This is a genomic window from Runella limosa DSM 17973, assembly GCF_000482465.1.
Classification (GTDB): domain Bacteria; phylum Bacteroidota; class Bacteroidia; order Cytophagales; family Spirosomataceae; genus Runella; species Runella limosa.
In genome coordinates, this window is the sequence record NZ_KI519422.1 from 397,326 (window position 1) to 419,379 (window position 22,054).

Annotated in this window: 19 protein-coding genes; 9 read left to right on the forward strand and 10 right to left on the reverse strand. The window is 45.3% G+C overall.

Going from position 1 to position 22,054, the window contains the following annotated elements; genetic code table 11:
- Window positions 1-546, reverse strand: coding sequence for a cupin domain-containing protein (locus K339_RS0119550; RefSeq protein WP_028525113.1), 546 nt, complete (start codon window positions 544-546; stop codon window positions 1-3).
- Window positions 547-725: 179 nt separating this feature from the next.
- Between K339_RS0119550 and K339_RS0119555 the strand changes: the two genes are divergently transcribed.
- Together K339_RS0119555 and K339_RS0119560 are read left to right on the forward strand one after the other, a co-directional pair.
- Window positions 726-1,949, forward strand: coding sequence for an MFS transporter (locus tag K339_RS0119555; protein WP_028525114.1), 1,224 nt, complete (start codon window positions 726-728; stop codon window positions 1,947-1,949).
- 221 nt (window positions 1,950-2,170) lie between these two features.
- On the forward strand, window positions 2,171-5,806 hold the full coding sequence (locus K339_RS0119560) for a T9SS type B sorting domain-containing protein (RefSeq protein WP_028525115.1): 3,636 nt from the start codon (window positions 2,171-2,173) through the stop codon (window positions 5,804-5,806).
- Between the two features lie 7 nt (window positions 5,807-5,813).
- On the opposite strand, the gene K339_RS0119565 is transcribed toward K339_RS0119560, so the two are convergent.
- The gene (locus K339_RS0119565; RefSeq protein WP_028525116.1) at window positions 5,814-6,107 is read right to left on the reverse strand and encodes a serine hydrolase domain-containing protein; all 294 of its coding nucleotides are present in this window, start codon (window positions 6,105-6,107) and stop codon (window positions 5,814-5,816) included.
- Between the two features lie 81 nt (window positions 6,108-6,188).
- The gene (locus K339_RS0119570) at window positions 6,189-9,278 is read right to left on the reverse strand and encodes a Tn3 family transposase (RefSeq protein WP_028525117.1); all 3,090 of its coding nucleotides are present in this window, start codon (window positions 9,276-9,278) and stop codon (window positions 6,189-6,191) included.
- Between the two features lie 134 nt (window positions 9,279-9,412).
- Between K339_RS0119570 and K339_RS0119575 the strand changes: the two genes are divergently transcribed.
- Entirely contained in the window at window positions 9,413-10,015 is a 603-nt protein-coding gene (locus K339_RS0119575; RefSeq protein WP_229598779.1) for a recombinase family protein, read from the forward strand.
- A 61-nt stretch (window positions 10,016-10,076) separates the two neighbouring features.
- On the opposite strand, the gene K339_RS34220 is transcribed toward K339_RS0119575, so the two are convergent.
- Entirely contained in the window at window positions 10,077-11,015 is a 939-nt protein-coding gene (locus tag K339_RS34220; RefSeq protein WP_229598780.1) for a serine hydrolase domain-containing protein, read from the reverse strand.
- Window positions 11,016-11,129: 114 nt separating this feature from the next.
- On the opposite strand from K339_RS34220, the gene K339_RS0119585 reads away from it, so the two are divergent.
- Entirely contained in the window at window positions 11,130-11,759 is a 630-nt protein-coding gene (locus K339_RS0119585; protein WP_028525119.1) for an LON peptidase substrate-binding domain-containing protein, read from the forward strand.
- Window positions 11,760-11,832: 73 nt separating this feature from the next.
- Here the strand turns inward: K339_RS0119585 and K339_RS0119590 are convergent, their stop codons facing one another.
- Together K339_RS0119590 and K339_RS0119595 are read right to left on the reverse strand one after the other, a co-directional pair.
- Complete coding sequence (locus K339_RS0119590; RefSeq protein WP_028525120.1) at window positions 11,833-12,123, reverse strand: hypothetical protein; 291 nt, start codon at window positions 12,121-12,123, stop codon at window positions 11,833-11,835.
- 352 nt (window positions 12,124-12,475) lie between these two features.
- Window positions 12,476-13,672, reverse strand: coding sequence for an NAD(P)/FAD-dependent oxidoreductase (locus K339_RS0119595; protein WP_028525121.1), 1,197 nt, complete (start codon window positions 13,670-13,672; stop codon window positions 12,476-12,478).
- 42 nt (window positions 13,673-13,714) lie between these two features.
- Between K339_RS0119595 and K339_RS0119600 the strand changes: the two genes are divergently transcribed.
- From K339_RS0119600 to K339_RS0119615, 4 genes are read left to right on the forward strand one after another with little or no spacing between them, the layout of a single operon-like run.
- The gene (locus K339_RS0119600; RefSeq protein WP_028525122.1) at window positions 13,715-14,947 is read left to right on the forward strand and encodes a glycosyltransferase family 4 protein; all 1,233 of its coding nucleotides are present in this window, start codon (window positions 13,715-13,717) and stop codon (window positions 14,945-14,947) included.
- 5 nt (window positions 14,948-14,952) lie between these two features.
- Complete coding sequence (locus tag K339_RS0119605) at window positions 14,953-15,831, forward strand: Rpn family recombination-promoting nuclease/putative transposase (RefSeq protein WP_037301145.1); 879 nt, start codon at window positions 14,953-14,955, stop codon at window positions 15,829-15,831.
- A 51-nt stretch (window positions 15,832-15,882) separates the two neighbouring features.
- Window positions 15,883-16,332 carry a PaaI family thioesterase gene (locus K339_RS0119610; RefSeq protein WP_028525124.1) on the forward strand — a complete coding sequence of 150 codons (450 nt, stop codon included), beginning with the start codon at window positions 15,883-15,885 and terminating at the stop codon, window positions 16,330-16,332.
- Window positions 16,333-16,362: 30 nt separating this feature from the next.
- The gene (locus K339_RS0119615; protein WP_028525125.1) at window positions 16,363-17,814 is read left to right on the forward strand and encodes a cellulose synthase family protein; all 1,452 of its coding nucleotides are present in this window, start codon (window positions 16,363-16,365) and stop codon (window positions 17,812-17,814) included.
- A 76-nt stretch (window positions 17,815-17,890) separates the two neighbouring features.
- Here K339_RS0119615 and rpmB read toward each other — a convergent pair whose 3' ends face one another.
- The 4 genes from rpmB to K339_RS0119635 form a co-directional block, all read right to left on the reverse strand.
- Complete coding sequence (rpmB, locus tag K339_RS0119620; RefSeq protein ID WP_028525126.1) at window positions 17,891-18,115, reverse strand: 50S ribosomal protein L28; 225 nt, start codon at window positions 18,113-18,115, stop codon at window positions 17,891-17,893.
- Between the two features lie 77 nt (window positions 18,116-18,192).
- The gene (ruvB, locus tag K339_RS0119625) at window positions 18,193-19,221 is read right to left on the reverse strand and encodes a Holliday junction branch migration DNA helicase RuvB (RefSeq protein WP_028525127.1); all 1,029 of its coding nucleotides are present in this window, start codon (window positions 19,219-19,221) and stop codon (window positions 18,193-18,195) included.
- A gap of 71 nt (window positions 19,222-19,292) precedes the next feature.
- Window positions 19,293-20,030 carry a hypothetical protein gene (locus K339_RS0119630; protein WP_028525128.1) on the reverse strand — a complete coding sequence of 246 codons (738 nt, stop codon included), beginning with the start codon at window positions 20,028-20,030 and terminating at the stop codon, window positions 19,293-19,295.
- A gap of 9 nt (window positions 20,031-20,039) precedes the next feature.
- Window positions 20,040-21,107 carry an Ldh family oxidoreductase gene (locus K339_RS0119635; protein ID WP_028525129.1) on the reverse strand — a complete coding sequence of 356 codons (1,068 nt, stop codon included), beginning with the start codon at window positions 21,105-21,107 and terminating at the stop codon, window positions 20,040-20,042.
- Between the two features lie 109 nt (window positions 21,108-21,216).
- Between K339_RS0119635 and K339_RS0119640 the strand changes: the two genes are divergently transcribed.
- The gene (locus K339_RS0119640; protein ID WP_051398127.1) at window positions 21,217-21,942 is read left to right on the forward strand and encodes a 3-keto-disaccharide hydrolase; all 726 of its coding nucleotides are present in this window, start codon (window positions 21,217-21,219) and stop codon (window positions 21,940-21,942) included.
- Window positions 21,943-22,054 lie beyond the last annotated feature (112 nt).

Consider the following 22,054-nt stretch of genomic DNA (forward strand, 5'->3'; position numbering starts at 1 on the left):
TTATTTTAGGCTTAAAGGTGGTCCTACATTTTTCATGCCGTGCGCCATGGTGATTTGTTGAAACTCTTCTTCGGTTGGTGGCGCCTTCAATTCATTCATTTTTAGGAAAAATTCTTCCATTTTTCCCGCAGGCTGCACCATGTAAATCAACTTGCCTTTGTCGCTCAGTTGAATCCACGTGTGGGGGATTTTGCGGGGTAAAAATATCGTGTCTCCTGGCGCTAACACTTCTTCTTTTTCGCCTACCCGAAACCGATAGCTTCCTTCTACCACCGTAAAGATTTCGTCTTGGTCGTTGTGTACGTGCAGGACGGGGCCTTCTTTGACATGGCCAATATACTCAAAAACAGCCAATTGTCCATTGGTATCTTTTCCCGAAATCTTAACATCGTTGGGATTAATACCCTTGTAGGGCGTATGAACCCCAAAGCGAGCTTCCCCATTCTTGACGAGGAAAGGTTTAGGGTTACTTTGGGCAAATAATTTGGGGGCGAAACTGCCAGCCGTAGCTACTGCGGTGGCAGAAAGAAAGAATCTCCGTTGCATACGAATGAAGTAAATTTTGTGCGTGAATGATGACACAAAAGTGGAAAGTCGGAGAAAAAAGTTGGTGGTAAAAATCGGACGTTTTGGGGATAAAAGCCATTTGAAAAGACGGATAGCCCCAAAGAGAGTAATTTTTAGGGTTGAGTTTCTTTTCTGAGCATTCGCCTTAAACCTTAATCATGTCGCAAAAATCCACCTTACAACACCTTGTTCAAATTCCCGTTATTGTTGCCGCACTGGGATATTTAGTAGATATGTACGACCTGTTTTTGTTCAGCGTCGTGCGTGTCAATAGCCTCAAATCTTTGGGCGTTTCGGCCGACCAACTTCTTCCAGAAGGCGTGTTCTTACTCAATACCCAATTGGCAGGTTTGCTCATTGGTGGGGTGTTTTGGGGGATATTGGGCGACAAAAAAGGCCGTCTTTCCATTCTTTTTGGTTCAATTCTAATGTACTCGCTGGCCAATATTGCCAATGGATTTGTCGAAACCGTAGAGCAGTATGCTTTTTTGCGTTTTATCGCGGGCATTGGCCTTGCGGGCGAACTAGGCGCAGGAATTACCCTTGTATCAGAAGTGTTACCTAAAGAAATTCGGGGCTACGGAACTACGGTTGTTGCGACGATGGGGCTGGTGGGCGCGATCATGGCCAATTTTGTGGCTGATTGGTTCGATTGGCGCGTATCGTACTTTGTAGGCGGTGGCATGGGGCTTGTGCTGCTGATTTTACGCTTAAATGTGTTTGAGTCTGGTTTGTTTGAAAAAGTAAAATCGCGGAAAGTTCAGAAAGGTAATATTTTGATGCTGTTCAACAACCGACGCCGTTTTACTAAGTACTTGTTGTCGATTCTCATTGGCATTCCTTTGTGGTTTGTGACGGGCGTTTTGATGACTTTCTCGCCCGAATTTGGCAAAGCCGTCGGACTGACCGAACCCATTTTGGCGGGTAAATGCGTCATGTTTGCTTTTTCTGGACAAATCGTCGGGGATATTGTGAGCGGCCTTGTCAGTCAGTACCTCAAAAGCCGTAAAAAAGTAATGGGGCTGTTTATTCTGCTTTCGTTTGTATTCATGCTTGCTTACCTGCTATTCCCAGTCAAAAGCGCCGATTCGTTTTATGTGATTTGTGTGTTATTGGGCTTTTGTAACGGGTATTGGACGATTTTTATCACGATTGCAGCCGAGCTTTTTGGCACAAACCTCCGCGCGACGGTGGCTACCTCCGTGCCTAACGTGGTGCGCGGAACCGCCATTATTCTTACTTCGGCATTTGTAGCTCTAAAACCCAGTTTAGGCATCATCAACAGCGCCGTATTGATTGGAACAGTCACCGTAATCATAGCATTGGCATCGCTGTATTTCTTGGAAGAAACTTTCACCAAAGACCTCAATTACGAAGAATGAGTTGAACTCTTATCGAGGGATTGTATATTTTATTACCTTACCGTTAAATGCGACAAAATTTTCGGTAAGGTTTTTTCGTTTTTAGTAAGACTTACCCCCTTTGAGATTAGATTTTGCTTAGAAACGCAGCGTAAACAACGAAATTTGCGTAAACAAGATAACAACATAATACGTTGAAATTAGGCACAAGATTTGAGGAAGAGGAGAAAGAGACTAAACCAATGAGAAAGCAACCCTACATATTTCTTGTTATTATCGGCTTATGGGCGTTGGGGATGGCATTGCCTACCCAAGTACACGCTCAGTTTGACGTGAAAGGTAAACTGTGTATTCCCGATGTAGAATGTAAAAGCGATTCTGTGACGTTCTCGGATACACTCAAAACTTCTACGGCTTGGCTTTGGGATTTTGGCGACCCAGGCAGTGGTACCCAAAATACCTCTACCAAAGTCAGTGCCAAGCACTTGTACCAAACGCCAGGGCCTTATACCGTGACGCTGACGCGGACGGTCAATGGGGTGCCGCAGATAGTAACCAAAACCATTAATATTGGTGTTCCTCCGCCACAATTCCCAGGTTGGCGGCGCGATACGATGATTTGTAAGGAAGATTTGGGAAAATTAATCCTGAACCCTTATCCCTCCAACGCGCCTTCGGGAGCAAAATACCTGTGGTTTCCCAACGGAGATTCTACCCAAACCATGCGCGTGGACAGCTCGGGCTGTTATTCGGTAGAAGTAACCAACGCCGAAGGCTGTACCTACGAAGACCGCATCAACGTAAAAGTTTGTTTGGAACAAAGCAGTCAGGAAGGCGCAAAGTGGTATTTTGGAAATAATGCGGGTTTGGATTTTTCGGGCGGTAGCCCAACCCCCCTCACCAATGGCCAGCTGAATACGCCAGAAGGGACGTCGTCAATTGCCAACTCGAAAGGACAACTCTTGTTTTATACCGATGGGATCAGCATTTATGACAAAGGCGGTGCACTGATGCCCTCTAAGGATGGGACGACTACGCCTTTGGGAGGAAGCCCGAACTCTACCCAATCGGCTTTGATTGTGCCAAAACCTACCTGTCGGGGATGTGAGTATTTGTATTACGTGTTTACAACTTCTGACATTAATGGCAAAAAACAACTCAGTTATAGCCTCGTCGATATGCGCCGTAACGGAGGAAAAGGAGAAATTGTAGAAAAAAATCAAGTACTAACCGACAATACAACCGAACGGATTACGTCGGTTCGGAACGACCAAGATTCGACCTACTGGGTAGTTACCCACGATTATAATAGCAACACTTTCAAGGTATATCACGTAACCAAAGCGGGTATTGAAGGGCCTACGGCTTATCCGTTGGGAACGCTCCAAAACACACCTAACCAAGCAGAAGGATACATGAAGTTTTCGGCCCAAGATAGTACGGGTTCGAGACGATTGGCAATGGTAGTGCCTGGGCCACCCAAAAACTTGGTACAGATTTACACTTTTAGCGATTCGTCGGGGAGGCTTTCGGCACCTTTGACCATTGACATAGGCCCTGCGCCGCCCAAGGCATACGGGGTCGAATTTTCACCCGATGGTTCTAAAATGTACGTCACCCTGCAAAAAGACGACAGTGATACAACCCTATCGCGTCTTTATCAGTACGATATTAGTTTGGGGGATTCGGCTCGCATTGCCGATTCTAAAATACTCATCGACAGTTCGGCAACGCAGGTATATGGCGCTTTGCAAGTAGGCTCCGATGGGCGTATTTACATGGCTATCAAAGGCAGTCAGTATTTGGGGGTAATTAATTATCCCGACGAAGATTCTCAGGACGAAGTACGGTTTGTTGAAAGGGGGATTAATTTGGGAGGAAAAATCAGCCAAATTGGCTTGCCCAACTTTGTCTTTAACTTTACCCAAGAGTCTTCTGGGCCAGGTTTTACGTATTCGGATACCTGTTCCAACCAAGCTACCAATTTCCAAGCGTCCCCTCTCTGCGACCCTATCAAAGATTCTTACACGTGGAATTTTGGGGATGGCTCTGCGCCAATCGTTGGCCAAAACCAACAAGTACAGCATACCTACCGAAACCCAGGTAGTTACACAGTGAGTTTACGTTTAGTGAACCGTTGTAAAGACACGACCATTACCCAACGAATCACGATTGTGGCTACCCCTGACCCGATTAATCTGAGGTCGCCGATAGATACGTGCGTCAATCGACTGGTACTGGATGCGGGCGTCCAAGCCGAAGAGTATATATGGCTGAGGAATGGTGCGGTGATTGCGCGAACAAAAACGATTACGTTGCAACCCAATGGGGGTTCAGGAACGTATCGGGTGATTGCTGCCAATGGCATAGAAGGGCAGTGTCGGGTACAAGGAGGTACGCAAATAACCATGAGAAGACCGCCCGCGTATGTATTGAGTGATACCAGTTTGTGTGTTGGAGGTGGAACGGTTGTATTAGATGGAAAACCTTCTCTCACAAATTGGAATAAATTTCAGTGGAGCACAGGAGAAACTTCACAGACCATTACGGTCAGCAGACCAGGGGCATATTCAGTTCAAGTGACCATCAATGCGGGCACTCCCCAAGCCTGTGTAAACGAAGATACCATCCAAGTACGCGCCTTACCCAAGGCACGAATGCAAGCGACCCTTACCCCGCCGACGGGCTGTACCACGCGCGACGGCAGGATTGTGATTGGAAGTATTACGCCTGCGGGCAATTATACCTTTAGCTGGTTTGGACAACCGAACGACACGCCACTAACGGGTACGGGAAATACGTTGGCGAGTTTAGGCGAAGGGACGTACAAAGTCCGACTGACGGGTAACCCAACGGTTTGTGCGACCGATTCGTCATTTACCTTGCGGGTGGTCAAAAACCTACGACTACAACCGACGGTGGTTGATGCCCGATGTACCGTTCCCAATGCAGGGGCTATCAACCTTTCTACCTTGGCAGGAACTCCAACGCGCTATGTTTGGACCAATGCTACGGGGGGAACGGTAGGTACAAATGCGCCAATCATCAGCAACTTGTTGCCAGGGAAATACAACGTGCAAGTGACCGATGCGGGCGGGTGCGATACCACCTTGCGCGACATAACTGTGGGAGTGTTACCTGAGAAGTTTCTAAGCCTTGGCCCCGACCGTGAAAAATGTGTTGGAGATACGGCTTTGTTGGTGCCAACCCTTCCCAATATTGCAGGCAATCAATACCAATGGAGTACGGGAGAAACGACTAACCGAATTACGGTGAGTCGAGCAGGAACGTATTCATTGACAGTGACCAACTCCGTGACGGGCTGTACCGATACCGACAATTTTGTGTATTCGTTGGCGCCGAGACCCGTCTATGATTTAAACCGTGATGTAGGGTTGTGTGATTTGGATGTGGGTGCAACGGCGACATTAATTATTCGCCCTACGACGCCCAATTTACGCTATCGTTGGTTTCCGCCTCTTGATGCCACAACGCTACGGGTTACCGTAGGTCAGGTTGGAACGTATCGAGTGAGTATTACCAGCCCAGCCAGTTGTGAAGTCACCGACTCAGTGCAAGTGGTGGTGCGGTGTGAGCCTCGATTGTTTATCCCTGACGCATTTTCTCCAAACGCGGATGGCCAAAACGACCTGTTGGATGTGTATGGCGACCACTTGAGCGATTTTGAATTGAAGATTTTTAACCGTTGGGGAGAAGTTATTTTTCATACCAACGATATGAATGAGAAGTGGGATGGCAAATACCGAGGTGCGCTTTATCCTCCGATGACCTATCCTTATGTGGTCTCGTTTAAGTCTAAATTTTTCCCCGACCGCCCTCGTATTTCTCAACGAGGGGCGGTGACGCTACTTCGATAACCAAAAATTACCGTGGGAAAGCCTCTAATACACGCTTGACAATCCCATCAAGCGACGAGTTTTCGATCCAGCGAACGACCATCACGAGTTCATGGTCGGGGTCAACATAAACGATGTTTGTCCCGTTACCAACGTGATAATACACGTTCGCTGGAGCGTTCGGAAGCGGTTTACGGTCGGTATTCAAAAACCAGTTCATATACCCATAGGTCGGTTGGGCGGAAGTGGACGTAGTTGCTTGTTTCACCCACTGTTCTGAGAGCAATTGTTTGCCGTTCCAGCGTCCGCGATGCAGGGTCAATAGTGGGTTAAATTAAAAGTTAGTACAAAAAGCGCCACGGGTTTGACGTAGCAAAGTTGGCGGAGTATAGATCAGCTGTATTCAAATCTCAGCGCCATCTTTAAAGATGTTATCAAGATTGAAGGTTTGAAAATCTACCATTTCTGAAAAATCATACTCCCCAAGCAAATTAATATGCTCCCAACTGTGGGTAGATGTAGCCAGTATGTTTTTTAGTAATGCTTCGCGGTCTGCCGGTTTCTTAGATTCTGCCAGAGTTTCTGATAAATGAAGCAGATTCCAACAATTAATCGAATTGGCAATCAATCTTTTGCATCCTTCAGCTGTAAGCTGTTCCCGATATGTAGCGCCGATCAACTGCTGATTATTACCATGAGAAATCGCCTTGGCGAACTTATTACTGTTCTCTACTTTGCTTAAAACCCGCTCAACAGATTTTCGGACAGCCGGCTCGTCCATATACTGGAGTATATAAAGTGTTTTATAAATCCTGCCAAGTTCTTTGAGCGCTTTGTAAAGAGGATGCTGTCTGGAGTAGGAATTCAATCTCCGGATTAATGTAGATGCTTTTGAATGACCTAACTTGATCGTCGAAATAAATCTCATAATTTCGTCCCAATGCTCTATAATTAGCTCGAAGTTGATTTTGGCGTCGGGTTTTACCTGATATCCTAACTCTCGGTAGGTCGAGACGGCGTCGATTGAAAATAAATTGTGTTCATGAATTTTGGCAAGCCTTGGCCGAAAAGCTATTCCAAGTAATGCGGTAATGGCAAATATGATTTCAGAAAAGCCGCCGGTATCTGTCGAATGTGCGTCAGATTGTATTACCCGGTTATGCATCAACCCATCGATCATATAAGGTGCTTCATGGTCAGATGAACTGAATGCAGTTGAATAAAAAAGCTGACCTGCTTCATCCAAATGAGAGTATACGGTTACGCCTTTTCCATTTCCAAAATACCTAAAAGACCATGCGGCCCTTAACGATGCAACTGACACATCGTATTTTTGACCATCGCTACTTGTATGAATAAAGCCGGGATGAATTCGGAATTTATCAGTCAAGGGTAACTTATTACTGAATTCAACAACTATGTCATTGGCCTTCAGTGCCATATCAGGTGAAAAATACTGAATCGAGGTAGTCTGTAAAGCACTGCCTGTTATATTCTTAGAAATCATTGACATTTTGGGGATACCAATATTGCAGCCCAACCCGATAATAGAAGCAAAAAATAGTTTGTCCGCCGGGCGTGGCGGTAAATAATCAATTCCTTTATGTTGAAAAGCGTTGGTGAACCCGCTAATCCGGTCAATTGTAATTAATACTTCCAATAAAGATACAGCCCTATTTTGCGGGTATAGGTTCTGAGGATCTTCGACTTCATTCTCGTCAGGTTTGTATCGGTGCATATGCCATTGCCCTTCTGCATCAACATAAACCTGTTGGTTCTGTCCATTATCTACATGTTGATTGACAAGCCTTAACCGGTAATTCAATTCTTCATTCAGTTTTAGCAAGATGGCAGCAGGTTTTTGAAGATGGCTTAGTGAGGCCCGTTTCAAAAGAAAATCCTTATCCCTAATCCATTTTAGTTTTGGAATCATGTATTCTTCAAAAGACCGATACAAATAAGAGGAACGAACATTCAACGCCCCGGCCCGGATATGGTCGCGCATCTCCCTGAACAACAATATTTTATAAAGTGATACTCTGACCTTTCCATCCGATGTTATTACACGTTGTTTTTCTTCAAGAGATAAAAAATCAATCGGTACACTATTGTGTTGCTGTATATTGCCATCCTTTTTTTGAAAATATTCAATGGCGTCCAGCAATTGTTTTTGGGACGTTTCAAAATCAAACGCTAAGACTTTAATTAGGTCAGATACGCGGATTTGCAGACGCAATGACCCTTTTTCGAGGGCTTGGTAATAGTCCTCCCGGTCACTGATCCGCTGGTTGACCAGTTTCAAATTATTTAACCTTTGCTGATCTTCCAAGAGCCCCCGGGAGGATACCTTCCTCTTTCTCAGCAGCTCATCAATGAGCTCGACTTTCCGGCTTGCTTCCAATACCTGATCATGGATAATGCGCTCTACTTCGGTCAGGACATCGATGTGCGTAACGCTTCGGACAGCAACGGAACTCACTAAACGCGAGGTGTTCATCCTGTTTTCAAACAGGCTTTCCTTAATTTTATTCTCACAGTCGTTTACAGCGCTTGTAACAGCCTGATTAAATGTCTGCACAAGTGCGTCACCCAATTGGTAGTATTGGTGGATTATAAATGATATGAGTAGCAGGTAACGGGTGTTGTCCCGGTCGGCAATCTGAAAGATTTGGTTATCAATCACATATTCAGCATAAAATTTTATTGTTTCTTCCGGAAGGTTAAGCCTGGTGATGATAGGCAAAAGTTGGAAGTACATTACCTTCAGCCGAACAAAATTGTCCACCCTTCCTTTGATTACGGACGGCTGCATAGACTGGGTAATTTTCTTAAAAAAGGTCAGCTGATATCTTTTAATCTTGATTTGGTTTTTTTGTTCCTGCTGATAGGAATCGTGTAGAATTAGCAACGAGTCAAGTAAGGCTCTGTCTTCCAAGAGCAGATACTTGGCTAAAATTTCTTCCAGTTCCCGTTCAAAATGCCGAAAAGATTTTTCAAGTAGTGTTCTCAGTGTTGCATAACCGGGCAGCTCAATCCGATGTTCTTCCAGAAAGGTTATTACCGCTTCCATAATCAGCACCGGCTCCGTCCGGAGTGAAACCATTCTTTTCATTTCAAAAGATACCAGAGCGGAAGCTTCTTCATCGAAACCGGCATAACCCAAGTGTCCAAGTATGTCCTCCTGATGCCGGCGAAATGTTCCTCCTACATAATCAGTCATATTAACTTGATTGGGATCAACCATTATACCGGTAATGATATAATCAATATCTGACTGAATGAACCGGTTAGATAGAAAGAAACGACTGACAACACGGAAGTACCCCAACTGTAAGAGGAACCCAACTTGATTCGTCGGTGTCTGTAAGGTTTTGAGGTAGTTGTTCGCCCATTCAGGAAGTTGAAGGAAAAGCCCTTTCTGTTCGGCCAACAATTGCGGTGGGTTTTCAAATCGGTTTCGTTCTTCGAGAGTCAGGTACTCTTTTCTTGCCATATTGTCTATTTATTAAAACGACCGTATTTTTACATAATTCCAAACCCGAGTATTTCTTACAATTTACTTATTTATATTGCCATGTAATTAAACTAAATGTAATATATTTGATTTCATTAAGTTTCGTACATAAAATGATCAAATTAGGATACGCCCGGGTCTCTACCCAGGAACAGAATCTGGACCTTCAGCTGGATGCATTAAAAAAGGAAGGATGTAAGCAGGTTTTTACTGATAAGGTTTCCGGGGTAAAAGCTACAAAGCCAAATTTTGAGAAATTGATGGAATATGCCAGACCCGGGGACACTATAGTCATCTGGAAATTGGACCGGCTTGGAAGAAGCACAATTAAGCTTATTGAGTTGATTGAAGAATTGAAAAATAAAGGGGTGAACCTAAAATCGCTTTCGGAATCTATTGATACGAGTACAGCAACGGGCAATCTGTTTTTTCAGTTTATGTGTGTGTTGGCCGAGCATGAACGCAACATAATCAGAGAACGCACAAAAGCCGGTCTGGATTCAGCCCGAGCAAGGGGCAGATCCGGAGGAAGGCCGGAAGGGTTAAGTGAGCGTTACCGCAAAATCGCCCCCGAAGTCAAAGAAATTTATGATAAGAATAACCGGAGTACAGACGAAATTAGGGAGATGTTCAAAATCAAAAGCCAGCCCACACTTTATAAGATATTAAAGTTTGCAGGGGCAGATGTAAAGGGATTCTTAAAAAAACGCAGCTGACCAATTTAATCCTATATTTTGCTACGCCAAACCCGTGGCGCTTTTTGTACTATCTTTTAATTTAACCCAATAGTCCGAAGCGAGCCATGTCATAGGCATTGATAAACATTCCTCCTCCCCAATGCCCTCCGCCACTCACCGACTGCACAGGCTGTCCATCGAGCACAATCCACGCATTTCGATAGCCCGTCCAGCGCCACGTATTTGACGCTCCGATTTCGTCCATGATTTTTTCTTTTAGTACTTGGGGCAAAGGCTTTCGCCAAACGCTCGTGGCGGCCAATGCCAGTGCATTTACGCGCACATCGTTGTACTCATATACTGCTCCAGGGGCATTTCGAGGGCGAGTCAGCCATTTCGAGGCATCGGCATCGGGGCGGTCGGCCCAGTCAGGTTTTCCCCAAAGTGTTCCTTCCCAATCCGAGGTTTGGCGCAGCATGTGATCCCACGTAATGCGGCGATTGTGGGGTGTGTCAAATAAGTTCAAAAGTTCAGGTTTGCCAAACTCTTCGGCTGGGCGCTGCACGGGTTGTCCGTACAATTCGATGGGAGGAACATAGCCCGCCACGGTGTCGTTTACGCTACGAATCAGACCTTTATCCACGGCCAATCCTACCACTGTGGATAAAAAACTCTTGGTGACGCTGTGCGTAATATCGCAGCGATTGGGTTCGCCCCACTGCGCCACAATATACCCTTTGTAAACAATGAGGCCCGTTTGGTCGCCACGGTCGTTGAAGGGGCCAATGGCAAACCCGTAAGGTTCTTTTCCAAAAGTCTGGTAGTGTGACTGCTCCATGCTGCGCGGGTTTTTGGACTCCGATGCTTTCGCAAAAGCAATCGCTTCGGCCAATTTGCTAGGGTTTAAACCTAGTTCGAGGGGTGTTTTTTGCGCCCATGTATGAGCAGGAGGAAAGTAAGGAGTTGGTGTAGTATTTTTTTGACCAAAAGAAGAAATAGCCAATGCCCAAAAAATCAAACCAGTAGCAACAATACGCATAAACAGTGAGTTAAAATGTAAATTTAAAAGTAGGAAATTTTCAAAAAGCAGAAGTACATTTGTTACAACTGTTTTTTAACATTTCTGTCTATTCACTGGCAGTGTCGTAATCGTATGGAACGTTTTCTCCCGCTTTTCCCTTTGGCCTTGGTAGCTTACCCTACCGAGAATCTCAATCTGCACATTTTTGAGCCTCGTTATCGCCAGCTTATTACGGAATGTATAGAGGAAAAGAAAACATTTGGGATTCCTACGTTTATTGGCAACAAACTCCCAGGCTACGGAACCGAAATGGAAGTTGTACGCCTAGCCAAACTTCACGAAGATGGTCGGATGGACATCAAGACGCGAGGAATACGGGTTTTTAGAATACGTATGTTGCAAAATCCAGTGGCAGGAAAACTGTATTCGGGAGGAGAGGTTGATTTTTTTGAAGAGCAGGATTTACCCCAAGGTGCGATTCCTGAATTGCTTTTTCAACTCGACCGCCTTTATACCCTTCTTCAAACCAAAGTAGATTTTAATCCTGACGTAGCGCCTTTTTCGTATCAAATTGCCCATAAAATTGGCTTGTCGCAGGAAGAAGAATATCACTTGCTGACGATTCGTTCGGAGGTAGAGCGCCAACAATATATTTTACGGCATTTGAATAAAGTACTTCCCGTCATGTCAGAAATGGAACGTACCAAAGAACGCATCCGCATGAATGGTCACTTTAAGAACCTCGATCCGTTGAATTTTTGATGTAGTGGTATGGGTTGCTTCCTATCCGACTTGCAGGTGTATGAGTTAGATTACTCATATCCTGACGGGTTGTTTATTTCTTCTGATTACGAAGCTTTTGTACCGTTTCGATAGTTACATCAGCCAACGATGCAATTTTAGGATCATCAAAGTCTGTTTGCGATAGCATAGTATTGACAAAGAGCCGTTTGCCTTTTTCAATTCCTTTTTTTTCTCCTTTGGCTAATCCACGCTTTTCCCCAAGACGACGTTCTCGTTCCAACACAAATTCAACAATGACCATGGTTTCTTTCGGTTTGTTTAATAATTGATCTATCGCGTGGTCAAATTTAATATCATTTTCGCTTTTCCCAAAACGTACCATACCAGGTTAAACACATTAAAAAAAGTAGCCTCAGGGAGGCTAAATCTTAGTAGAAAAAGAGGGGTGAAGGCTGTTTCAAAGCCCCATCGGGGTGACATCTTTCACCGAACGTCGTGGGGGGGGACATTCATTTTTCTACTAAGATGTAGCTCCTCTGGAGCAATCAATAGCCACTCTATATTTTAATTCGTTCAACCTGATTTTTCAAAAATTTTCCTTCTCAAAAAACGAAACTCGTATTGCAAAGTCACTTCCTACTCTCAATCCGCCCTAGTGATAGAATTGGGAATTTTCATCTGTTCATAAGTAAAGAGAGGCACGTTGATGTGTTGCGGGTTGCTCACAACCCGCTTTATTCCCGCATTCGGAAGAGATTTTCTAGCGGCCGTTTTCCCGAAATAACATTGGCAGCAAGTTCGCCTAGCGCAGGGCCGTGTTTGTAGCCGTGTCCAGAGCCTCCTCCCAAAAACCAGCAGTTTTCGGCCTCGGGATGCGTATCCAGAATGAAGTTGCCATCGGGGGAGTTTTCGTAAGGGCACACGCGATTTTCTACCAAAGGCGCATTTTTTAATGCAGGAAAACGGTGAGCCATAAAAGCCCGCGCTTTTGCCAAGACCTCCGCATTTGCTACACGTTCTCCGTGGGTGGGGTCAAAAATCTCCCCTCGTTTGTCAACCCCTACTTTAAAGCCTCGGTACGCATTGCCTGGAATCCCATAATAAAAATCTTCCCCGTCGAGGTCAATCCAAGCGGGCATTTGGTCAAAATACGCGGTATGTGATGCAGGCACACCTAAGTAGTAAGCTTCTTGTTTGGTACAGGTAATGACATCGCCAAGTAGCTCAGGAAACAGCCGTCCTAACCAAGAACCACAGGCAAATACGTACGCATCGGCCGACAACGTACTGCCGTTGGACAAAGACAGTGCTTCCATTTTTTCCTTTTCAACCGCAGTGGGTTGTACCAGTGCATTGACATAGTTTCCGCCTTCTTGTACAAATGCTTCTAGTACGGTTTGACAACTTTCGCGGGCTTTGAGATAGCCTCCGTAAGGGTCGAGTACGAGGTGGTGCAAATCATCGGTATAAATATGAGGGTAGCGCTGCGCCGCTTCGGTTTTGGAAATGTATTGGTATTCTAAACCGTGTTTTTTCATAAATGGCAGCGTTGCCTCGATCATCTCTGGGGCTTCATTGTAGCAAAACCACAGGACTCCCGCGTTGAAAAATATTTTTTTGTTCCATTTTTGCTGGTGTTCTCCCCACAACTCAATGGCCCGTACGTTGAGGTCAAAATAGGTCTCATTGCCGCCGTAGGTGGAGCGAATGACCCGCGTTTCGTCGCCCGAGCTTGCCCGCGAGTTACCAGGTCCCCAAGCGTCAACCAACGTCACCCGAAACCCCAAACGGCGTAACCACAAGGCCGTCCATCCTCCAAAAACGCCTGCTCCCACCACCGCGATGTGGGCATGAGCATTAAGTAATGCCCCTTGGCGTGGAGTTTCAAAGATTTGGTTATTTCGGGGAGCAAAGGTAGGTTGGGCAGGCATAGGTTTAAGATTTAGGACTTTACTGTATCTTCGCACCAACTTATGAGAATTTTACTAATTCACCAATATTTTTTGGAAGACAACGACGGCGGCGGTTCGCGTTGGAACGAAATGAGTCGATTTTGGCAAGAATCGGGGCATCAGGTCACCGTGCTTGCGGGCATGGTGCATTACATGGGGCATCGTCCTGCCAAATACAATGGTAAATATTTTGACCGTAGTACCAACCAAGACGGCGTGGATGTGATTCGTTGCCACGTTTCGGAGTCGTATAACAAAAGCTTTGTCGGACGGCTTTGGGCGTATTTTTCGTTTACATTTTCGAGTATATGGGGTGGGCTTCGCTATGCCCGTGGCAATTATGATGTCATTGTGGTGACTTCGCCGCCTCTTTTTGTAGGAATCACGGCCTACGTACTGTCGCTGTTCAAACGCACTCCTTTTGTTTTTGAAATCCGCGACTTGTGGCCCGAATCCGCCATCGATACGGGTGTTTTGACCAACGGCATTCTTATCAAATTTGCCTATTGGTTTGAGAAACTGATGTACCGAAAAGCCCGTCTTATCAATGTACTGACGCCTGCTTTTCGCGATAAATTAATTACCAGCAAAGGCGTTTCTCCGTCAAAAATCATTTTTATTCCCAACGCCGCCGACTTTTCATTATCAGAAGAACTGCTTCAAACCTTTGATGTTGCCGCTTTTCGTCGTGAACAGCAGTTGGAGCAGCACTTTGTGGTGACCTACGTAGGTGCCCACGGCGTTGCTAACCACTTGGTGCAGGTGCTAGACACTGCCGAATTGCTGCGCGATACCAACGTTTTGTTTTTGTTGATTGGGGACGGAATGCTCAAGGCTGAACTAAAAGCGGATGCCCAACAACGCGGCCTGACAAATGTTCGTTTTATTGATTCAGTTCCCAAACGGGATGTTTTTAAGTATATTTTAGCTTCCGACGTAGGGGCATCGGTATTGAAAAAAGTAGATACGTTTAAGACGATTTATTCCAACAAAACTTTTGATTATATGTCTTGTCAAAAGCCTATTCTAATGGCCATCGACGGCGTTTCGAGAAAGTTGTTGGAAGATGCTGACGCAGGCTTGTACGTCGAGCCTGAGAATCCTGCTGATTTTGCCGCCAAAATTCGCGTATATTTACAGAATCCATCATTGGCAAAACAACACGGACAAAATGGCTACCACTATGCCCAAGCCCATTTCGACCGCCAAGTATTAGCTACTAATTACTTGGCGGCGCTGGAACAAGTAAAGTAAACATTATGGATACGCAATTACCTTCTGAAAATCAGATTTTTATACCAATAATTTCTGATTATGGCTTCAAAGCGACCTTTGGAAATGAGGCAAATACTCTATTCTTACGAAAAGCCCTGCAAGCACTTATTAAATCATCCATTGCCATCAAAGAAATTAAATTTGATAAAAATGTATTTGAAGCACTAACGATTGATAGTCGCAGTGGCATCTTCGATTTGTCATGTACAGATGAAAACGGCAACCATTTTGTCGTTGAGATGCAGTTAGGCTATGCCCCTTATTTCGTTCAAAGAATGAAATTTTATGCGTTACACAAATTTAATGTGATGGTAGAAAAAGGAGAGTTTGATTATGAAGGATTACCAAAACTTTATGCAATTGCATTTTTAGAAAAAAATATTCTTGACACTCCCCAATTTCACACAATTGCCAATTTACGGAGCGAACAGGGTGAAATTATTGATAATCAAATGACGTTTATTACAGTAGAATTATCTAAATTTAACAAAAGAGTAGCTGATATTCAAACAGATTTAGAGAAATTAATTTACACTATGAAAACGTTGCATAAAACTACTGATATAAGCCAGTATCCTCCTTTTTGGAATGAAGATTGGCTTAAAAGAGCTATAGATGAGCTGGATACTCGAAAAATGACCCCTGATGAAAGGGCTTATTTTGCTCGGGTAACTGCTGCAAACGCCGAAGCGGTTAAAGCAGAGAAGAAGAAAATTGAAGAAGCTAGATTAGCAGCTAAAACTGAAGCAATCAAAAAGGCGCTTCGTCGTGGTAAACTAACTAATGAAGAAATCGCTGAAGATAATGATGTCCATCTTGAGTTTGTTCTCTCCATTCAAAAACAGCTTGTTATTAATGAATAATACTTTTATTGTTCACTAATTTTATTTGTTTTTTTCACATACAACAACTTCATGACTCAAGAAACCAATCCACGTTTAGCATTTTTTCGTTCTCAAATCGGGCAACAGATGACCCATAGCCCATCGGGTCTTGGGCGTTGGCTTAATGGCAAACTTGTTGATATTCAGCCCCAATCTATGACTGTCGAGTTTGTCGTGCGTGAAGATATGACCAATCCGATGATGACCCTTCACGGTGGTGCTGCTGCTTCCATCATGGACGATATTGTCGGTATGTTGGTTTTTACACTCGGTCGCGAAAACGCTTACACTTCCGTCAATCTTAACTGCGATTTCCTCAATGCCGCCCGCGTCGGCGACGTACTCACAGCGCGGGCCGAAGTCATTCGGGCGGGCAAAAATGTGATTCACTGCGAAGCGCGGATTACCAATGCCGACCAAAAGATAATCGCAAAGTGTAGTACAAACCTGATTCAGACTTCGATGAAGTTGGCGTTTTAGGCAAACTCAACTTATGATGTAGCGTTGCGTATGAAATTTTTGGTGATTTTGCTGTACCTCCTTCCCACTTGTGTACTGTTTTTGTACAGTTGCGCACAGCTGAGTTTGGTTTGGAGCTATTGGCGTGGTAAAAAATTGGGAAAAGGCTTGGTCTTACATTCTTTGTCGCCCGCTTCGCTGGTATGCGTACAACTTCCCATTTACAACGAGCGCTACGTCGTCGAACGCCTTATTGACGCAGTTTGCGCTTTTGAGTACCCCAAAGAATTGCTTGAAATTCAGGTATTAGACGACTCTACAGACGAAACGATTGCGCTTATCGCTCAGAAAGTGTCGTATTATCAATCATTGGGTTTTTCCATTTCGCACATTCGGCGGCCTCATCGCCAAGGTTTCAAAGCGGGGGCGTTGGCGTACGGACTGGCCCTTACGAAAGCTGAATTTATTACGATTTTTGACGCTGATTTTATTCCTGCGCCCGATTTTTTACAAAAGACATTACCTCATTTTTCCTCGTCTTCGGTGGGGGTGGTACAAACCCGTTGGGGACACCTCAACGAATCGTACTCGTTGCTTACTCAACTTCAAGCTTTTGGGTTAGATGGGCATTTTGTGGTAGAACAGGGCGGCCGCAATGCCGACGGGCATTTTATCAATTTCAACGGAACAGCGGGAGTCTGGCGAGCGAGCTGCATTACCGACGCTGGTGGCTGGTCGTCGGATACTCTCACCGAAGACCTCGATTTGAGTTACCGCGCCCAGCTTCGGGGTTGGCAGTTTGTGTATCTCGAAAAGATAGAAAGCCCCGCCGAGCTGCCTGCGACCATGCCTGCCTTTAAGTCGCAGCAATACCGCTGGATGAAAGGTGCTGCCGAATGTGCCCGTAAAAACTTATGGAAGGTGTTTAAGAATCAAACACTTAGGCTTTCTACCAAAATTCACGCGGCCTTCCACTTGCTCAATAGTGGGGTGTTTATCGCGGTCTTTGTGATGGCGATACTCAGTATCCCTGCCTTATTGATTACGCACGAGTCACCGCGTTATCATGCCGTGTTGGGAATTTTTCAGTTTTTCCAATTGAGCGTTCTTATTCTACTTGGATTTTATGGCACCACCCACTACGGCCGAAAATCATTTTTTGAATTAGTCTGGCAATTGCCCCTGTTTTTGACGGTTGTCATGGGGCTGTCGCTGCATAATTCAATTGCGGTACTTGAAGGGTATTTGGGGAAGAAAACGCCTTTTGTCCGTACACCCAAATGGGGAATTGTAGAACATCAAGGAAACTGGCAGCAAAAAAAGTACCTCGTTCGGAGCCTCAATCCGCTCACTTGGATGGAGTTAGGTTTGGTTTTATACTTCGGTATTGGTCTTGCACTGGGTTTATACTGGCAGACTTACTCGTTGGTTGGGCTGCACAGCATGTTGGTGTTGGGGTACGGGTTCGTGGGTTATTATTCCGTCAAACACTCGTTATCCTAACTTTTTGGCTACAAAGGGCAACAAAAAACCCCGCCGTCGCGGGGTTAAATCTTTTGCAAAAGATGGTCGTGTATGACTACAACGCACCTACTTCTTTCAAAACTGCTTCAATACCTTTTTTATTGATAGTACGAAGAGCTGAAGTAGCCAATTTAATTTCTACCCACTCATTCAAAGAAGGAATAAAAAACTTCTTTGTTTGCAAGTTTGGATAAAACTTACGCTTGGTTTTATTGTTAGCGTGCGATACGTTATTACCAACTCGTGTTCTTTTGCCCGTAATTTCACAAACTCTGGCCATGACAATTGTTGTTTTCAGAATGAGGGTGCAAAAGTCGTAATTTTTCAAAAAAATAACAAGTGTTTTCTAAAAAAAGACTAGCCAAAGAGGTCGCCCGTCCTAAATTTAGGGACAATACCCAAGTGTCGATAGGCTTTTTCGGTGGCTTCTCGCCCCCGTGAGGTACGTTTTATAAATCCTTCTTGAATCAAAAAAGGCTCATAAACTTCCTCAATCGTCTCTGCTTCGTCGCCACAGGCGGTTGCAATGGTGGTAAGACCAACAGGCCCTCCTTTGAATTTATCAATAATGGTACTCAAAATACGAATATCCATTTCATCAAGGCCATGTTGATCCACGTCAAGGGCTTTGAGGGCAATTTCTGCAATCTCCACCGTAATGCGTCCTTTGCCTTTTACTTGGGCAAAATCGCGGGTACGGCGCAGCAAATTATTGGCAATACGCGGGGTGCCACGGCTACGGCGAGCAATCTCAAAGGCACCATCGTCTTCAATCGGAGTGCCCAAAATGGCAGAAGACCTTTTTACAATTGATGACAACAATTGGGCATCGTAATATTCTAGGCGGCAATTGATTCCAAAACGTGCCCGCAACGGCGACGTAAGCAATCCCGCACGGGTGGTAGCCCCAATGAGTGTAAACGGATTTAAGCTGATTTGAATACTCCGAGCGTTGGGGCCAGAATCGAGCATGATGTCGATTTTGTAGTCTTCCATGGCCGAGTACAGGTACTCTTCTACAATTGGGTTGAGGCGGTGAATCTCGTCGATAAACAGCACATCGTTGGGTTGGAGGTTGGTCAACAGCCCCGCCAAATCGCTTGGTTTGTCCAGTACAGGCCCCGACGATGTTTTCATGGTAGAGCCCAATTCGTTGGCAATGATATTGGAAAGGGTCGTTTTCCCCAAACCTGGAGGCCCGTGAAGAAGCACGTGGTCGAGCGGTTCGCCGCGCTGTTTGGCTGCCGTTACAAAGATCCGAATGTTTTCAAGAATCTTGTCTTGCCCCGCAAAATCACTGAATGACAACGGCCGTAATGCCTTGTCAATTTCTTTTTCGATGGGCGAAAGCGGCTCTTTATTTCCTGATAGATAATCTTGACGCATACATCAAAGATACGTTAAAATGGTGAATCGCCGAAGTCTTTGTGGACAAAGCGGTGTTTTACTACAAAAAACTAATCTCCCGCAAAGAACAGTCCTTTGATATAACTTTCCCACGGTTCGTTTTTGTTGAGACGTAGCCATCCGATGAGCCCAAAATCGGTACGAACCAGAAAATGTTCTTCTAGTTCAAAGTCAGGGCGGCCAAATTCGGCCATCACCACTTCGACTTTATAGCCTTTGGGAAGGCTTGCTACTACTTCTTTGGAGGTTTTGTCTTTGTATAAAGTAAGCTCTTTCAACGCCACTGATTGTAAACCTACGTAGTAAAAAGGTTGGGTCATTTCGGCGATGGTATCGTTTTTGATTTGAAACTTTCGACGTTTATCAAACAAATTATTGGTATGCCCACTGACGTAAAAAGTGGTGCTATTGGTCAGAAATAGCTGCAATCCATTGACTGTTCCGAGGGTTTTGCCCGATTTAGTTGCAATCATAAAATTGGGGTCTTCGCTGGGGCCGTGCGAAAACAACACATATAGCGAATCACTGATTTGTGGATGTTTAAAAATCGCTAACCGCTCATAAACGGGTGCATCGGGGTCGGGGCAATACCAAGGGCTAGTTTTGGGAAACTGCGTGCATTTTTTTCTACTGAGCTTGATGGAAGCTTTGTCGTAGCCAAATACCACAGGGTTCATACCGCCGTCGATGCGGATTTTGGTCAGTTGTGGGAAATAATTGGGGGCTTGTCCACAGGTGATATGCGCCACCAAACTACAGAGAATCAGGGTTAGAAATAGATTTTTCATAGCGATTGATTATAAAGAAACGCCAAATCGTTTGCCAAGTTCTTCCAAAGATTGTACGACGGGGGCGAGCAAATCGAGTCCATTTTCAAGGCGGTCGGCTTCGATGGCGCGTTCGGGGTCGCCAGGAATCAAGACTTGCTTACCCTCAACGGCCTCGGCCGAGCGAAAACGGCGAATCCACGTGTCCATGTGGGTTTTAAACTCGTCGGCTGGGCGGAAACCGTCTATGCGCATTGCGCCAAAAAAGTGCCCAGTTCCTTTGCCTACGCCTTCGTTGGCAGTCATAAAACCTGCGGTAGCAAAAGGCGGTACCCAAGGCCCGTAATTAGCGCCCGACAATACGCCCGAAAAAATATCAACAATGGCGCCAAGTCCGTAGCCTTTGTGGCTACCGTGTTCGCGGTCAGAGCCTAGCGGAAGCAATGCCCCGCCGTTTTTGATAGGGTTGGCATCGTCGGTAATATTTCCTGCCGAATCTTGCGCCCAGCCGAGGGGAGCGGGGAGGTTTTTGCGTTGTAAAATCTCAAACTTACCGTAAGCGGCGGCGGTACTGGCAAAGTCGGCCACAAAGGCAGGTTCTTCTTGGGCAGGAACGGCCACGGCAATGGGATTGGTACCGAGCATTTTTTCCAATGAAAACGTGGGAGCCACCAAAGGCGCGGCGTTGGTCATGGCCATGCCTATCATGTCGTGCGGGAGGGCAAGCATGGCGTGATAGCCTGCAATGCCAAAGTGGTTGGAGTTTTGCACCGAAATCCAGCCCGAACCTACGTTTTTGGCTTTTTCAATGACAATTTCCATGGTTTTTGGCCCAACAACCAGACCCACTCCCGCGTCTCCATCGACGACGGCGGTGCTGGGAGTTTGATGTACAATTTTAATGGTTGGAGTAGGGTTGAGCCGTCCGTGGTCAAACAACCGCACATAACCTGCCAAGCGAGCGATGCCGTGCGAATCAACCCCGCGTAAGTCGGCGGCTATGAGGACAGTGGCGGCTAGTGTCGCATCTTCTTCCGAAAAACCGATGCTTTGGAATATATTTTTGGTAAAAGTTCGTAGTTGTTCAGCAGAAAACATAGTGAAAAGTATCTTGAAATTGTTTGGGCGCAAATGTCGCAAGAAATGCACGAAAGTAAAATAGTCTGTTTCTTGGCTTTGGATACGAACAGTCAAACTAATTTTAACGATGTATAAGCTAGTACTTTCGCTCGCCCTGTTGATGGGAACTTGGGTCGCTCAGGCCCAAACGCAAAACGCCCTTTCGTCCCAAGAAAAGAAACAAGGGTGGGAATTGTTGTTTAATGGTAAAGATGTGTCTGGGTGGCATACGTATGGTAGCAAAGGCGTAGGAACAGCGTGGAAAGTGGAAGGTGATGCCCTCAAGCTAGACGTGCCCAACCGCGCGGGGAATAAAGCCCCTAATGGCGGCGACATTGTTTCAAATGTGTTTGTCTCGGGTGACTTTGAGTTCAAAGCCGACTGGAAAGTAAGTCCATTGGCCAATAGTGGTATTTTCTTTTTTGTGAAAGAAGCGGAGCAGTATAAAAACATGCACAATACGGGGCTTGAGCTTCAGGTGCTGGATGATAAAATTTACGAAGGGGCTGCCGAAAATAAACACCGCGCGGGCGATTTCTTTGGTGTCGCCAATGCACGTCTCCGTGAAATAAACCCTGTTGGTGAATGGAATCAGGTGCATGTAGTGTTTCGGAAAAATAAATTGACGATTACGCTCAACGGTTTTGTGGTTCAAGAACACGACTTATCGAGCGCTGATTGGAAGCAGAGAATTACTACCAGTCCGCTGAAAAATGCACCCATTGCCCAAAACCAACTGACGGGTGTCATTGGGTTACAAGATTGGGGAAGCACGGTTTGGTACCGAAATATTAAGCTTCGGAAGTTGAAGTAGGCTGGGACATTGCCTGAAATTTTTCTCGCAGATTAGCACAGATTTTAAGCCGCAGATGCGCGCAGAATGGCTTTATTAAGCCCTTTTCCTGCGGACATCTGCGGGCGAAAAA

Bases quoted from the DNA above. Each gene is read 5' to 3' on its own strand.
- K339_RS0119550 (WP_028525113.1), bottom strand. From the start codon at position 546: ATGCAACGGAGATTCTTTCTTTCTGCCACCGCAGTAGCTACGGCTGGC.
- K339_RS0119555 (WP_028525114.1), top strand. From the start codon at position 726: ATGTCGCAAAAATCCACCTTACAACACCTTGTTCAAATTCCCGTTATT.
- K339_RS0119560 (WP_028525115.1), top strand. From the start codon at position 2,171: ATGAGAAAGCAACCCTACATATTTCTTGTTATTATCGGCTTATGGGCG.
- K339_RS0119570 (WP_028525117.1), bottom strand. From the start codon at position 9,278: ATGGCAAGAAAAGAGTACCTGACTCTCGAAGAACGAAACCGATTTGAA.
- K339_RS0119575 (WP_229598779.1), top strand. From the start codon at position 9,413: ATGATCAAATTAGGATACGCCCGGGTCTCTACCCAGGAACAGAATCTG.
- K339_RS34220 (WP_229598780.1), bottom strand. From the start codon at position 11,015: ATGCGTATTGTTGCTACTGGTTTGATTTTTTGGGCATTGGCTATTTCT.
- K339_RS0119585 (WP_028525119.1), top strand. From the start codon at position 11,130: ATGGAACGTTTTCTCCCGCTTTTCCCTTTGGCCTTGGTAGCTTACCCT.
- K339_RS0119590 (WP_028525120.1), bottom strand. From the start codon at position 12,123: ATGGTACGTTTTGGGAAAAGCGAAAATGATATTAAATTTGACCACGCG.
- K339_RS0119595 (WP_028525121.1), bottom strand. From the start codon at position 13,672: ATGCCTGCCCAACCTACCTTTGCTCCCCGAAATAACCAAATCTTTGAA.
- K339_RS0119600 (WP_028525122.1), top strand. From the start codon at position 13,715: ATGAGAATTTTACTAATTCACCAATATTTTTTGGAAGACAACGACGGC.
- K339_RS0119605 (WP_037301145.1), top strand. From the start codon at position 14,953: ATGGATACGCAATTACCTTCTGAAAATCAGATTTTTATACCAATAATT.
- K339_RS0119610 (WP_028525124.1), top strand. From the start codon at position 15,883: ATGACTCAAGAAACCAATCCACGTTTAGCATTTTTTCGTTCTCAAATC.
- K339_RS0119615 (WP_028525125.1), top strand. From the start codon at position 16,363: ATGAAATTTTTGGTGATTTTGCTGTACCTCCTTCCCACTTGTGTACTG.
- rpmB (WP_028525126.1), bottom strand. From the start codon at position 18,115: ATGGCCAGAGTTTGTGAAATTACGGGCAAAAGAACACGAGTTGGTAAT.
- ruvB (WP_028525127.1), bottom strand. From the start codon at position 19,221: ATGCGTCAAGATTATCTATCAGGAAATAAAGAGCCGCTTTCGCCCATC.
- K339_RS0119630 (WP_028525128.1), bottom strand. From the start codon at position 20,030: ATGAAAAATCTATTTCTAACCCTGATTCTCTGTAGTTTGGTGGCGCAT.
- K339_RS0119635 (WP_028525129.1), bottom strand. From the start codon at position 21,107: ATGTTTTCTGCTGAACAACTACGAACTTTTACCAAAAATATATTCCAA.
- K339_RS0119640 (WP_051398127.1), top strand. From the start codon at position 21,217: ATGTATAAGCTAGTACTTTCGCTCGCCCTGTTGATGGGAACTTGGGTC.